Origin of the sequence: Nocardiopsis sp. LDBS1602 (assembly GCF_035818715.1) — a bacterium.
Lineage (GTDB): Bacteria > Actinomycetota > Actinomycetes > Streptosporangiales > Streptosporangiaceae > Nocardiopsis > Nocardiopsis alba.
The window spans coordinates 165,538-178,387 of record NZ_JAYLVW010000009.1 but is presented as its reverse complement, the minus strand read 5'-3'; the positions used below and the strand labels follow the sequence as shown (position 1 = coordinate 178,387).

Genomic DNA, 12,850 nt, shown 5'->3' with positions numbered 1-12,850 from the left:
GCGGCCCCTTCACGTGTGTCGGGTCAGGTCGCGGAGCGGCGCGGGGCCGGGATCGACCGGTCGCGGCGGCGACGGTCGTACTCGGTGACGATCGCGCGTGCGTATCCGTGGGTGAGGCCGTACTCGTCGGCGAGCCAGTAGGTCCGGTCCGCCTTGCGCAGGAGGCCCGGCCCCTGGTCGAGTGAGTCGAACCACTCGTGGAGTCCCCGGCCGGTCACGACCGGGATGCGTTCGATGAGCTTTGCGTGGATCTCCGGCGAGTGGGCTACCGACATAGGCACCTCCGCTGTGCGTTGGGCGTGTGGCACTCACCTGCGACCATGCCCCACGGACACCGAGTGGACAAGTCCCGGAGGCCGGCTTTTACCCTTCCCGAGCGGGAACGTTCACCTTCGTCGGTCCTTCGTCCGAACCGGAGGGAGGGGGAGCGATCCGGCACGTGTTCCGGCACCCTCACGACGGACGACGGGAACACGAAGGGCCCCGGACACGGGGTCCGGGGCCCTCCAAGGCGCTACGAGGACTCAGGAGAGACGCTCGAAGACGGCGGCCATGCCCTGGCCGCCGCCGACGCACATGGTCTCCAGACCGAAGGTCTTGTCGTGGGTGCGCAGGCCGTTGAGCAGGGTGCCGGTGATGCGGGCGCCGGTGCTGCCGAACGGGTGACCGATGGCGATGGCGCCGCCGTTGACGTTCAGCTGCGCGTCGATGTCGATGCCCAGTCGGTCGGCGGAGGGCAGTACCTGGGCGGCGAAGGCCTCGTTGATCTCGACGAGGTCGATGTCACCGATGGCCATGTTGGCGCGGGCCAGGGCCTGCTTGGAGGCCTCGACCGGGCCCAGGCCCATGATCTCGGGGCTCAGGCCGGTCACACCGGTGGAGACGACGCGGGCCAGCGGGGTGATGCCGAGCTGCTTGGCCTTGGTGTCGCTCATGATGACCAGCGCGGAGGCGCCGTCGTTGAGCGGGCAGGCGTTGCCGGCCGTGACGGTGCCGTCGGGACGGAACACCGGCTTGAGCTGGGAGACCTTCTCGTAGGTGGTGCCGCGACGGATGCCGTCGTCGGTGGAGACCACGGTGCCGTCGGGGAGGGTCACCGGGGTGATCTCGCGCTCCCAGAAGCCGTTGTCGAGCGACTTCTCGGCGAGGTTCTGCGAGCGGACGGCGAACTCGTCCTGGCGCTCGCGGGAGACACCGGTGAGCTCGGCGACGTTCTCCGCGGTCTGGCCCATCTCGATGTAGGCGTCGGGCAGGTCGCCGTTCTCGCGGGGGTCGGTCCAGGTGCCCTGGCCGCCCTCCTTACGCCTCTCGGTACGCGCCTTGGCGTCGGCGAAGAGCGGGTTCTCGTTCTGCGGGTTGTCGCTGCTGCCGTTGACGAAGCGGCTGACGGTCTCCACGCCGGCGGAGATGAACACGTCGCCCTCACCGGCCTTGATGGCGTGGTAGGCCATGCGGGTGGTCTGGAGCGAGGAGGAGCAGTACCGGGTGATGGTGGTGCCCGGGACGGTGTCCAGGCCGAGCTGGACGGCCACGACGCGGGCCATGTTGAAGCCCTGGTCGCCGCCGGGCAGGCCGCAGCCGAGCATGAGGTCGTCGATGCTCTCGGGGTTCAGTTCGGGCACCTTGGCCAGGGCCGCGCCGACGATCTGGGTGGTCAGGTCGTCCGGGCGGATGTCCTTCAGGGAGCCCTTGAAGGCTCGGCCGATGGGGGAACGCGCGGTGGCGACGATGACTGCTTCGGGCATGTTCCTCGTCCTTGTTCGGGTCACGGCACAACTTGTTACCGACCAGTTAACCCGGACGGGGCTCCTCCGCGCCACCCGGGGTCGCTCTGGGCGCGCCGACGTTCTCGTCGTCCGTCTCCTCGCGGGGTTCGGCGGGCACGGCGCGTGACGACGGCATGAGCCGGAAGGGGCCGCGGACGAACGCGGGGCGCTTTCCGTGACGTCGGTCCACGGTCCGATCGCCGGCCCGGGTGACCTCCGTGCCCGGTGTCTCGGCGGCCATCACGGCGGCCCGGTCGACGGGCAGGACACCGCGGGTGCTCTCCTCCTCGTCGAGTTCGGGGAGCAGGCCCAGAGCGGCGCAGGCGGACGGCAGGACGGCGAACGAGGCCTGCGCGTATCCGCGGGCCGAGGGGTGGAAGCGGTCGGGGCCGAACATGGCGAGCGGATCGGAACGGAAGTCGTCGGCGAGCAGGTCGCTCAGGGAGACCGTACGGCCGCCCGCCTCGGTGACCGCGATGGTCTGGGCGGCGGCCAGCTGGCGGGAGGCCCGTCGGGCCACCGAGCGCAGTGGCCAGCCGATGGGCCGTACCGTGCCCAGGTCCGGACAGGTCGCCACCACCACCGGGGTGCCCGCTGCGACCAGATCACGGGTGACCTCGCGCAGCGAGGCGACGGCGTCGTTGGGGCGTACACGCCTGATCACGTCGTTGGCGCCGATGAACACCACGGCCACGTCGTGGTGGTGGGGCCCGGCCCGTTCCACCTGTCCGGCCAGGTCGGCCGAGGTGGCGCCCGGGGTGGCGGGGCAGCGCAGCAGGACCGGACGGTCGGAGGCGGCGGAGATCCCCGCGGCGAGCAGGGCGCCGGGCGTCTCCCGGGACCTGGTCACGGCGAACCCGGCGGCGGTGGAGTCGCCGATCATGAGCAGCCGCAGCGGCGGCCCCTCACCGGTCCCGTACAGGCCGTCGGCCCGGGGCCGGTTCCATCGGGTGGTGCCGATGGCGTTCGCGGCCAGCCGGGCCTGGAGGTAGAGCAGGGCGACGGTTCCACCGCCCACGAGGGTGAGTCCGCCACCGCCGAACGCGGTGGCGGCGGCGATGCGTCGCGCTCGTGCGGCTCTGAGCATCGGCACCCCTGAAGCGTCGGACCCGTCTCCGGCCGCGTGCGGGCCGGTTACGATTCGACGTTACCGGTGGGGAACCCGGTGGTCACGTACCTCGGCGGTACACAATCCGATCCTCGGGGTCAGCGGACCTACGCGGCTCGGCGAGGTACTCCGTACCGGGTCGAACGGGCGGAGCGTCCGCGGCCCACACGGCTTAGAGTTCAGGATGTGGGAACCGGAATCCGGCCCACCCGCCTCGGACGTCACCGGGGACACACGAGACCGGCGGGCCGAAGACCCGGTCGCCATGACGCTAAGGAGCGAAGTTGCGGGTACACGACTCACTCATCGACCTGGTCGGGGACACCCCGTTGGTCCGCCTGCGAAAGGTCACCGAGGGGCTGGCCCCGACGATCCTGGCGAAGGTCGAGTACTTCAACCCGGGCGGTTCGGTGAAGGACCGTATCGCGTTGCGGATGGTCGAGGCCGCCGAGAAGAGCGGTGAGCTCCAGCCGGGCGGGACCATCGTCGAGCCCACCTCCGGGAACACCGGTATCGGCCTTGCGCTGGTGGCCCAGGAGAAGGGCTACCGCTGCGTCTTCGTCTGCCCCGACAAGGTCGGGCCGGACAAGCTGTCGGTGCTGCGCGCCTATGGCGCCGAGGTCGTGGTCTGCCCGACCACGGTCGCCCCAGAGCACCCCGAGTCCTACTACTCGGTCTCCGACCGGCTCGCCCGGGAGATCCCCGGCGCCTGGAAGCCCAACCAGTACGAGAACGAGAACAACCCGGAATCGCACTACCACTCCACCGGTCCGGAGATCTGGGACCAGACCGAGGGGCGCATCACGCACTTCGTCGCGGGCATCGGTACCGGCGGCACCATCAGCGGTACCGGTCGCTACCTCAAGGAGGCCTCCGAGGGCCGGGTGCAGATCGTGGGCGCGGACCCGGAGGGTTCGGTCTACTCGGGCGGCACCGGCCGTCCGTACCTGGTCGAGGGTGTGGGCGAGGACATCTGGCCGGGCACCTATGACACGGCGATCTGCGACGAGATCGTGGCGGTCAGCGACAAGGACTCGTTCCTGATGACCCGTCGTCTGGCCAAGGAGGAGGGGCTGCTGGTCGGCGGCTCCTGCGGTCTGGCGGTCGAGGCGGCCCTGCGTGTGGCCGAGACGGCCGGCCCCGACGACGTCATCGTGGTGCTGCTGCCGGACGGTGGCCGCGGCTACCTGGGCAAGATCTTCAACGACGAGTGGATGGCCGACTACGGCTTCCTGTCCGCCGAGACCGAGGAGGCCACGGCGGGCCAGGTGCTGGGCGGCAAGGAGGGCGAGATGCCCGACTTCGTGCACAGCCACCCGGACGAGACGGTCGGGACCGCCGTGGCGATCATGCGCGAGTACGGCGTCTCCCAGCTGCCGGTCATGAAGGAGGAGCCGCCGGTCATGGCGGCCGAGGTCGTGGGCTCCATCGCCGAGCGCGACCTGCTGGACGCCCTCTTCGACGGTCGGGCCGAGCTGGACGACCTGGTGGAGACGCACATGGGTCGGCCGCTGGCGACCGTCGGCACCGGTACGCCGGTGAGCGACTGTGTCCGCCTGCTGCGCACCTCGGGGGCCCTCGTGGTGCTGCGCGACGGTAAGCCCGTGGGCATTCTCACCCGTCAGGACCTGCTGGCCCACCTGTCCGGTTGACCGGTCGCCGGGGCGGTCGCGCGAGCGTCCGCCCCGGCTCGTGCGACGGTCTCCCGAACGTTCGCGCGTCATACCGAGCGTCGTTCGGGACCCGGTGTTCGCCTGCCCGACATAGTGCCGCATACTCGGACACTGCTAATGTTCGAGTCGGAATTACCGATCGGTAATAAGTAGGTGCGCGCGTGTCTCGGCTCTTGTCCTGGATCATCCGCTCCGTCTGGTCGTACGCACGGAACCACGGCGCGATCCGGGCCGAGTCGAAGGCGGCCCGGCGGTTCGCCCGCTTCGGTACCGGTTCGGCGATCGCCTTCCCCGTGGCCACGCTGTACGGCGAACCCTGGATCGAGATCGGGGTGCACACCGTCCTGGGCGGTGACATCACCCTGGCCGCCGGGATGGGCCCCGACTACGACCTCGGTGAGGGGACCGTGGTCCGGATCGGCTCCGGATGCGCGATCGGCCGCGGTTCGCACGTCGTCGCACACAAGTCGATCGACATCGGCGACCACGTCTACACCGGCCCCTACGTCTACATCACCGACCAGAACCACTCCTACTCCAACACCGAGATCCCCGTCGGCCTCCAGTGGCCGGTGGACGCTCCGGTGAGCATCGGCGCGGGAAGCTGGCTCGGCGCCAACTCCGTGATCCTGCCCGGTGTCCACCTCGGGAGGAACTCGGTGGTGGCCGCCGGAACCGTGGTGCGGCCCGGCACCTACCCCGATCACGCCGTCATCGCCGGGATCCCCGGTCGGGTCGTGCGCCGCCACGACCCCGAGCTCGGCTGGGATCCGCCGCTGCGCGAGTCGGGGACCCCCACCCGGGTCCCCACCCCGGTCACCGGTCTGCCTCCCGAGGCTCCGGTCGAGCCCCCGGAACCGGGATCGGCCACCCGTTTCCCGCCGGCCTGAGAAGCCGCTCGCGGGCCGGGCGAAGAAGGTTCCGTCCGGAATGTCCGACCGTCGGAGTCGTATGGTCGCGATGGGGCGTGTGAGGCGTGAGATCTCCCTGTTGACAGGGGGTCTGGAGGGGTATCCGGGTACTAGGGTGGCCCCATGAAGTTCGACGGGTTTGAAACACGGGCCATCCACGCGGGCCAGGAACCGGACGCCGGTACCGGAGCCGTGGTCGTGCCGATCTACCAGACGAGTACCTACGCCCAGGACGGCGTGGGCGGACTGCGCCAGGGGTACGAGTACTCCCGCACCGCCAACCCCACGCGCACCGCCCTGGAGGAGTGCCTGGCCGCGCTGGAGTCCGGCGCGCGCGGGCTGGCCTTCGCCTCCGGCATGGCGGCCGAGGACACCCTGCTGCGCACGGTGCTCTCCCCGGGCGACCACATCATCATCCCCGGTGACGCCTACGGGGGCACCTTCCGCCTCATCTCCAAGGTGGTCGAGCGCTGGGGCGTCTCCTGGGACGCGGTCGACCAGACCGACGTCGAGGCGGTGCGCGCGGCGATGCGTCCCGAGACCAAGGTCGTGTGGACCGAGACGCCCACCAACCCGCTCCTGGGCATCACCGACATCGAGACGGTCGCGCGGATCGCGCACGACGGCGGCGCCCTCCACGTCGTCGACAACACGTTCGCCTCGCCCTACCTACAGCAGCCCCTCACCCTGGGCGCCGACGTGGTCGTGCACTCCACCACCAAGTACGTCGGCGGCCACTCCGACGTGGTCGGCGGGGCGCTGATCGTCGCCGACGCCGAACTGGGGGAGCGGCTGGCCTTCCACCAGAACACCATGGGCGCGGTCGCGGGCCCCTTCGACGCCTGGCTGACGTTGCGCGGGGTCAAGACCTTGGGCGTGCGGATGGACCGGCACAGCGAGAACGCCGAGCGGGTCGTGGCCGCGCTCGAAGGGCACCCGGCGGTGCGGCGCGTGTACTACCCGGGGCTGGACTCCCACCCGGGCCACAAGATCGCCGAGCGGCAGATGCGCGCCTTCGGCGGGATGGTCTCCTTCGAGCTGCGCGACGGTGAGAAGGCTGCGCTGGAGCTGTGCGAGCGGACGAAGGTCTTCACCCTGGGCGAGTCCCTGGGCGGGGTCGAGTCGCTCATCGAGCACCCGGGCCGGATGACGCACGCCTCGACGGCGGGTTCGGCGCTGGAGGTCCCGGCGGACCTGGTGCGGATCTCGGTGGGCATCGAGTCCGGTGACGACCTGGTCGCCGACCTGGAGCAGGCCCTGGAGGGCTGAGTCGTGGGCCCGCGCGGCGCTGCCGCGCGGGTGCCCCGGCTTTTCGGCCGGGCCCGGCGCGGCGTCCTCGGGGTTCGTCCCCCGCGTGGTCCCGGCGGGGTGGGCGTGGTCTCGGGCGGGGTGGTCCGGTGCTCAGGCCGCGGTCGGAGCGCGGTCCTCCGAGGGGGCCGTGAAGGGGGCCGCGGCGGGGCGTCGCTCGCGGAAGCGCAGGCCACAGATGTAGCGCCCGGTGTTGCCCAGGGTGCTGTCGAGCTCCTCATCGCGCAGGGAGCGGTAACCGCCTCGACGGTCCTGGCGGCGGATCCCGATGGAGATGGCCAGGAGGAAGCCGGCCGACAGGCCGAGCAGGACGATGCCGACGAGGATCAGAACGATGAACGTGGTCTCCACGGTGTTCTCCTTTGGGGAAGGGGTGGGGTCAGCTCCTGTACGGCCCCCTCGTGCGTGAGGGAGACGTGGCAGCGGTTCTCATCTTTTCCCTGTTCCAGTGGGGTGTGAGAGGCCTCTGTGGTGGCGGTGCCCGGTGGGGTCGGAACCGGGTCGTCAGGGGTGAACTCGGTGTGTACCGAGAGTGGCGTTCCTCTATAGGATGGGCTCGATCGAACCCGATGGACCTGTTCTGTTGGCAATACCGCTCAGCTTGTTGGTACAAGCTGAGGTGTTGGTCTTATACCCTCGAGGGGGCGGACTTATGCGGGCCGAAAGCCGATATCGACAGATCGCTCGAACCCTGCGCAGGGAGATCCAGGGCGGAAGCCTTCCTCCCGGCGGCCAACTCCCCTCGGAGAAGCAGCTGGAGGAGCGCTTCGAGGCCTCGCGCAACACCGTCCGCCTGGCCCTGGGAATGCTCCGCAACCAGGGGCTCATCGTGAGCAGGCCGGGGCGTGGACACTACGTCCAGGACGTCGTACCGGAGACCTTCTACGCCACCCGGGGCAAGGGCGGGCCCGGTGGGCTCAACGAGTCGAACATGAGCGGCCTGACCCTGGAGGAGCTCCAACTCCTCAGCGCCGACACCGCCGTCGCCTCCCGCCTGCGCGTCCCCGAGGGCACCATGACCGTCGTGCGACGCATGCACCGGTTCTCCGGCGGCCGTTCCGGATCGATCAGCTCCGCGTTCTATCCGATGGACCTGGTCGAGAACACCCCGCTCATGCTGCCTGAGGACGTGGAGAGCGCCCTGGAGGTCCTCATGGAGCACGGACACCGGCAGGTGGGCTACGTGGACGAGCTGGCCACCAGGATGCCCACTCCCCAGGAGGTCGACGAACTGGAGTTGCCGCCCGGCGTCCCCGTCCTGACCGTCCACCGGACCGACTATTCGACGGAGCGGCCCATCCGCCTGGTGCACACTGTGTACGCCGGGCACAGCATCCGCTACCAGTTCGAGCACGGCGACCTCAAGGCCTACCACCGGGATTGACACAGCGTATGAGCATGTCGAAGAAGACCCTTGTCGCCGATCATCTCCGCGAGGCCCTGGCCAAGGGCGACTTCGAACCGGGCCAACGACTGCCGGGGGAGGAGGAGCTCGCCGAGGAGCTGGGCGTCTCCCGGGCCACCGCCCGTCTGGGGATGCGCCTCCTCCAGGACGAGGGACGTATCTCCATCGTCGCCGGCCGCGGTGCCTTCGCCGCCGACCCCCGGCCGATCATCCACCTGGCCACCCCCCTCTCGGGGGAGGACTCCGAACGTTTCGAGAGCGGTTACCGCGCCCACCTCCGGAAGGCCGGTCACCTCGACGTCGACGAGAGGGTCAAGGTCAGCCTGGACACCATGCGGGCCAAGGTGGCCCGACGTCTGGGCGAGAAGCCCGGGAGCGGACTGGTCGTGATCCGCTCCTCGAACCGCTACGTCGACGGGGCCCTGTGGCAGTCCCAGATCACCTACCTGCCCTTCGGGATCGCCGGAGGCACCGTGCTGATGTCCCCGGAGCACCTGAACGAGGGGGTCGGGGCGGCCCTGCGCGAACTCGGCTTCCACGAGGAGTGGAACCGCGACATCGTGGGAGCCCGGATGCCCTCCACGAGCGAGGCCGAGACCTTCCGCATGGGGCCGGGTATCCCTCTGCTTCTCCAGGAACGGGTGGTCTACCAAGGGGAGCGCCCCCTGCGCTTCACCGTGACGCTCATGCCGGCCGATCGCCATCAGCTCCTCTACGCGGGCGGCGAGGTCCCCGAAAGCTCGTGGCTGCCGGACCCGGACGTCAACGTCTTCGAACGCTGACTCAGAAGGACCCGCGCGGATAACGGCCGATCACCGCGGGGCCCAGTGTCTCCGAGGTCGTGTCCACGACCCGTACGCCCGGCCGCTCGGACAGCGAGCGGCGGAAGGCGCGCGGACGCTCGTCGTCGGCCATGAGGAAGAACGTCACCTCGGCGCCCTCGGCCAGCGTCGCGTCCAGTTCGGCGCCGGTGACCTCCGCCGTACGAGGAGAGGGCGGCCAGGAGAATCGGGGCCGGCCCTCCTCGTCCAGGTGGGCCGTGGGCTCCCCGTCGGTGATCACCATGACCGCCCGGCGGGCGCCCCGACGCGACCGCGACCCGGTACGGGCCAGCCGCAGGGCGTGGTGCAGATTGGTGCCGGGTGTTCGAGGTCCCTCGTGCGCGACCAGGTCGACCGGGCCCATCTCCCGCGCGCGCTCCCCGAAGCCGATCACCGTCACCCGGTCCTCGGGGTGCCGGATCCGGACCAGGGCGTGCAGGGCCAGGGCGGTCCGCGCGGCGGCCTCGTGCAATCCCCGGATCGCCATGGAGGGGGACAGGTCGACCAGCAGGAACACCGACGCCGAACGCTCCGGTCCGGTCTCGGCGTACCGCAGATCCTCGGAGAGCAGCGCGGCCCGGCCCTCGGCCACGCCGCCCGCGGCACGGCGCAGGACCGCCTCGCGCACGCTCGCGACCGGGTCCAGAGGACGGTCGAGTTCGTCGCGGGGCAGGCTCGCCCCGGTCGGCTCACCCCCGGCTCCGAAGACGCCGGGACGGGAACCGGGGGCCGGCCCGGCGGCCGCCTCGATCTCCCGAAGAGCCTCCTCACCGAGTCGGCGCAGTTCGGCCGAGGTCGGTTCGCGTCCGGACCGGGCCCCGGGCCACAGGGGGACGGCGGGGCCGCCCGCCCCGCGGCCCGGTGGAACGGCCGCGTACCCCTCGGACGGGACCGAGGGGCCGCGATCGGTCGACGCCTCCTCTCGCGTCGAACCCTCGGCGGCGGAGCGGTCCTCGTCGGCCAGGGGGTCGGGCCCGCCCGAGTAGGACCGGTAACGGGACCACGTCCCTCCGGCCCCGAGAGCCCCGCCCCGCCGTGTCGGCCCGTACCGCTCAGAGACGGTAGACACCCCCGTCGGCCGAGGTGTCCTTGGACAACCGGCGCTCCAGGTACAGGCCCTCCAACGCGAACTCCAGAACGGAGGCGGCCAGCCCCGGTGTGGGCGGGCCGTCCTCCTCCTCGGGCGCCGCCCGCTCGATCAACCCGGACAGTCCGGGTACCGTCCCCACCCTGCGCAGCAGTTCGGCCGCGCCCACCAGGTCCCCGCTCTCCACCGTGCCCCCGCCGGAGAAACGGTCGCCGAGGGGGTCCAGGTCGGCCTCGCCCAGGCGCGACCGGAAGGTCTCGGCCACGGCCCTGCGCAGAAGGGTCTCCAGGACGTCGAACTCGCGCCCCTGGGAGCCGATCTCGAACTCGACCTTGCCCAACAGAGGTTCCACCACGCCGGCCAGATCACAGACCCGGGCCACCGGAGCGTCCTCGCCGGTCAGAGCCGCCCTGCGCAGGGCCGACGCGGCCATGGTCTCGGCGGCGGCCACGGTCAGACGCACCGAGACCCCCGATCGTCGATCCACCCGAGCGGAGTCCCGGACCAGCCGGGCGAAACGGGCCACCGTCTCCAACAGATGCGAGGGCACCACCGTGCCCTCCGGCAGCCGGGCCTCCTGCCCGAGCAGGGTCAGTTCGTGCTCCAGGTCGGGCGGGTAATGGGTACGCACCTGAGAACCGAAACGGTCCTTGAGCGGTGTGAGGATCCGGCCCCGACCGGTGTAGTCCTCGGGGTTGGCGCTGGCCACCAGCACCAGGTCCAGCGGCAGCCGCAGACTGTATCCGCGGATCTGGAGGTCGCGCTCCTCCAACACGTCGAACAGCGCCACCTGGGCCCGGGGCGGCAGGTCGGGGAGTTCGTTGACGCAGAGGACGCCCCGGTTGGCGCGCGGCAGCAGGCCGTAGTGGATCGTCTCCGGATCGCCCAGTGAACGCCCCTCGGCCAATCGACCCGGATCCACGTCGCCGACCAGCTCGGCGGTGCCGGTGTCGGGCGTGGCGAGTTTCTCTCCGTACCGTTCGTCCCGACCCCGCCAGCGGACGGGGAGCCGGTCCCCCTCCTCCGATAGCCGACGTACGCACACCGGACAGACAGGGGCGTAGGGATGGTCGTTGATCGGGCATCCGGCCACCGAGGGCGACCACTCGTCCAACAACCCCGCCAGGGTACGGATCAGGCGGCTCTTGCCCTGGCCGCGTTCGCCCAGCAGCACCACGTCGTGCTCGGCGAGCAACGCGCGCTCCAACGCGGGCAGGACGGTGCGGTCGAACCCGTGGATCCCCGGAAAGCGGGGCAGGCCCGCGCCCATCCGGGCCAAGAGGTTCTCCCGGATCTCGGCCGAGGTGGAACGATGGACATGGCCGGACTCTCGCAGGGCGCCACGTGTGCTCGGGAGCCCGCTCGGAGGGGACGGGGGGTGGATCACGGCAAGCAGTGTAGGCCCGTCGGGGGTTTGAGGGGGCGGCTGAAGGAAAGTCCCTGTCTGAAGCAGGGATGGAAGAATGGGACGACAAGGTCTCCAGAGCCGGCCGCGCGGTCGGTGAAGGCGGGGTGGCGGTGTGGCAAGGTTCGGCGATGCTCTGACGACGGGGGCCGACCTCGTGAACGCGGCCGAGCGCGCCGTACTCCAGGCCCTGGAGCAGGTGGACGGGCCCGCCGACCTCGTGTGCTTCTTCGTCAGCGGTGAGGACCCGGAGGAGGTCACGCTCGCGGGCACCCGGGTCATGGAACTGTCCGGGGGAGCGGTCACCCTGGGGTGCAGCGCCACCGGTGTGATCGGTGGGGGCCGAGGGGTCGAGGGTCAGGGCGCCGTCAGCGTATGGTGCGCCCGTCTCCCCGGGGTGGAGCTCACCCCGTTCTGGCTGGACACCATGGTCGAGGGGGACCACCTCGCCGTGGTCGGCATGCGCGAACCGAGCCCGAACGATCGGGTGGGCATCCTGCTCACCAACCCCTACGAGTTCCCCACCCAGGCGTTCGTCCGCGAGACCACCGCGGCCCTGGGAGGGCTGCCGCTGGTCGGCGGTATGGCCGACGGCCTGCGGGGCGAGGGTTCGGTCCGGCTCTTCTGTGAGGGAGAGGTGGCCCTCAACGGCGCCGTGGGGGTCCTGGTCGGCGGGGACGGTGTGCTGGGCACCGTGGTCAGCCAGGGCTGCCGTCCGATCGGACCCAACATGACCGTCACCAAGGCCGAGGGCAACCTCGTGATGGAACTGGCCGGGGTCAACGCCTACGAGAGGCTGGAGAGCCTGGTCGAGCGGCTCTCCGACGAGGACCGTGAACTGGCCGAGCAGGGGCTGCACCTGGGCATCGCGGTCGACGAGTACGCCGACCACCACGAACAGGGCGATTTCCTCATCCGCAGCCTGGTGAGCGCCGACGAGGAACTGGGCGCGCTCACCATCGGCGACATGGTGGAGGTCGGACAGACGGTCCGCTTCCAGGTCCACGACGCGGACACCGCGGACGAGGACCTCGCGCGTCGGCTCGCGGAGTTCGGGGCCGAGCACGCGGTCGGCGCCGGACTGCTCTTCTCCGGCGACGGGCGGGGCGCCTCCCTGTTCCCCCGGGCCGACCACGACGTCCTATCCGTCCGGCGCACGCTCGGGGCCGCCCCGGTCGCGGGCTTCTTCGCGGCGGGTGAGATCGGACCCGTCTCGGGCGCGAACCACGTGCAGGGCTTCACCGCCTGCCTCCTGGCCTTCGCCCCCTGACCGGGTACGGACCCTTCCGAGTCGGACTTTTACCGCCGTATCACCAACACCCCGCCGTGGGTTCCTTGAGTGTGCCCACCTTCAGGTGATTACTAA

At 70.8% G+C, this 12,850-nt stretch carries 12 protein-coding genes; 6 read left to right on the top strand and 6 right to left on the bottom strand.

What is annotated here, in order from left to right:
* Window positions 1-23: 23 nt before the first annotated feature.
* From U9J66_RS22230 to U9J66_RS22220, 3 genes are all read right to left on the bottom strand, one after another.
* Window positions 24-275, bottom strand: a complete 252-nt coding sequence (locus U9J66_RS22230) for a DUF4287 domain-containing protein (RefSeq protein ID WP_014911938.1) — start codon at window positions 273-275, stop codon at window positions 24-26.
* Between the two features lie 249 nt (window positions 276-524).
* Entirely contained in the window at window positions 525-1,745 is a 1,221-nt protein-coding gene (locus U9J66_RS22225) for an acetyl-CoA C-acetyltransferase (RefSeq protein ID WP_017535855.1), read from the bottom strand.
* Window positions 1,746-1,791: 46 nt separating this feature from the next.
* Entirely contained in the window at window positions 1,792-2,853 is a 1,062-nt protein-coding gene (locus U9J66_RS22220) for an SGNH/GDSL hydrolase family protein (protein ID WP_326338612.1), read from the bottom strand.
* 305 nt (window positions 2,854-3,158) lie between these two features.
* On the opposite strand from U9J66_RS22220, the gene U9J66_RS22215 reads away from it, so the two are divergent.
* The 3 genes from U9J66_RS22215 (at window position 3,159) to U9J66_RS22205 (ending at window position 6,727) form a co-directional block, all read left to right on the top strand.
* Entirely contained in the window at window positions 3,159-4,526 is a 1,368-nt protein-coding gene (locus tag U9J66_RS22215; RefSeq protein WP_017535854.1) for a cystathionine beta-synthase, read from the top strand.
* Window positions 4,527-4,708: 182 nt separating this feature from the next.
* A complete protein-coding gene (locus U9J66_RS22210; protein ID WP_014909729.1) occupies window positions 4,709-5,437 on the top strand; it encodes an acyltransferase in 729 nt (242 codons plus the stop codon).
* 144 nt (window positions 5,438-5,581) lie between these two features.
* Entirely contained in the window at window positions 5,582-6,727 is a 1,146-nt protein-coding gene (locus tag U9J66_RS22205; protein WP_017535852.1) for a cystathionine gamma-synthase, read from the top strand.
* A gap of 132 nt (window positions 6,728-6,859) precedes the next feature.
* On the opposite strand, the gene U9J66_RS22200 is transcribed toward U9J66_RS22205, so the two are convergent.
* Window positions 6,860-7,117, bottom strand: a complete 258-nt coding sequence (locus tag U9J66_RS22200) for a hypothetical protein (protein WP_017535851.1) — start codon at window positions 7,115-7,117, stop codon at window positions 6,860-6,862.
* A gap of 301 nt (window positions 7,118-7,418) precedes the next feature.
* Here U9J66_RS22200 and U9J66_RS22195 point away from each other — a divergent pair, with 301 nt between their 5' ends.
* Window positions 7,419-8,150 carry a GntR family transcriptional regulator gene (locus U9J66_RS22195; RefSeq protein WP_017535850.1) on the top strand — a complete coding sequence of 244 codons (732 nt, stop codon included), beginning with the start codon at window positions 7,419-7,421 and terminating at the stop codon, window positions 8,148-8,150.
* A gap of 8 nt (window positions 8,151-8,158) precedes the next feature.
* A complete protein-coding gene (locus U9J66_RS22190; protein ID WP_014908515.1) occupies window positions 8,159-8,953 on the top strand; it encodes a GntR family transcriptional regulator in 795 nt (264 codons plus the stop codon).
* Between the two features lies 1 nt (window position 8,954).
* Here U9J66_RS22190 and U9J66_RS22185 read toward each other — a convergent pair whose 3' ends face one another.
* Window positions 8,955-10,061, bottom strand: coding sequence for a VWA domain-containing protein (locus tag U9J66_RS22185; RefSeq protein WP_326338588.1), 1,107 nt, complete (start codon window positions 10,059-10,061; stop codon window positions 8,955-8,957).
* The gene (locus U9J66_RS22180) at window positions 10,045-11,466 is read right to left on the bottom strand and encodes a sigma 54-interacting transcriptional regulator (RefSeq protein WP_326338587.1); all 1,422 of its coding nucleotides are present in this window, start codon (window positions 11,464-11,466) and stop codon (window positions 10,045-10,047) included. Before U9J66_RS22180 ends, U9J66_RS22185 begins: the two co-directional genes overlap by 17 nt.
* A 133-nt stretch (window positions 11,467-11,599) precedes the next feature.
* Between U9J66_RS22180 and U9J66_RS22175 the strand changes: the two genes are divergently transcribed.
* Complete coding sequence (locus U9J66_RS22175; RefSeq protein ID WP_017535847.1) at window positions 11,600-12,754, top strand: FIST signal transduction protein; 1,155 nt, start codon at window positions 11,600-11,602, stop codon at window positions 12,752-12,754.
* Window positions 12,755-12,850: the final 96 nt, after the last annotated feature.

Coding starts and splice junctions, on each gene's coding strand:
- U9J66_RS22230 (WP_014911938.1), bottom strand. CDS start 275: ATGTCGGTAGCCCACTCGCCGGAGATCCACGCAAAGCTCATCGAACGC.
- U9J66_RS22225 (WP_017535855.1), bottom strand. CDS start 1,745: ATGCCCGAAGCAGTCATCGTCGCCACCGCGCGTTCCCCCATCGGCCGA.
- U9J66_RS22220 (WP_326338612.1), bottom strand. CDS start 2,853: ATGCTCAGAGCCGCACGAGCGCGACGCATCGCCGCCGCCACCGCGTTC.
- U9J66_RS22205 (WP_017535852.1), top strand. CDS start 5,582: ATGAAGTTCGACGGGTTTGAAACACGGGCCATCCACGCGGGCCAGGAA.
- U9J66_RS22195 (WP_017535850.1), top strand. CDS start 7,419: ATGCGGGCCGAAAGCCGATATCGACAGATCGCTCGAACCCTGCGCAGG.
- U9J66_RS22190 (WP_014908515.1), top strand. CDS start 8,159: ATGAGCATGTCGAAGAAGACCCTTGTCGCCGATCATCTCCGCGAGGCC.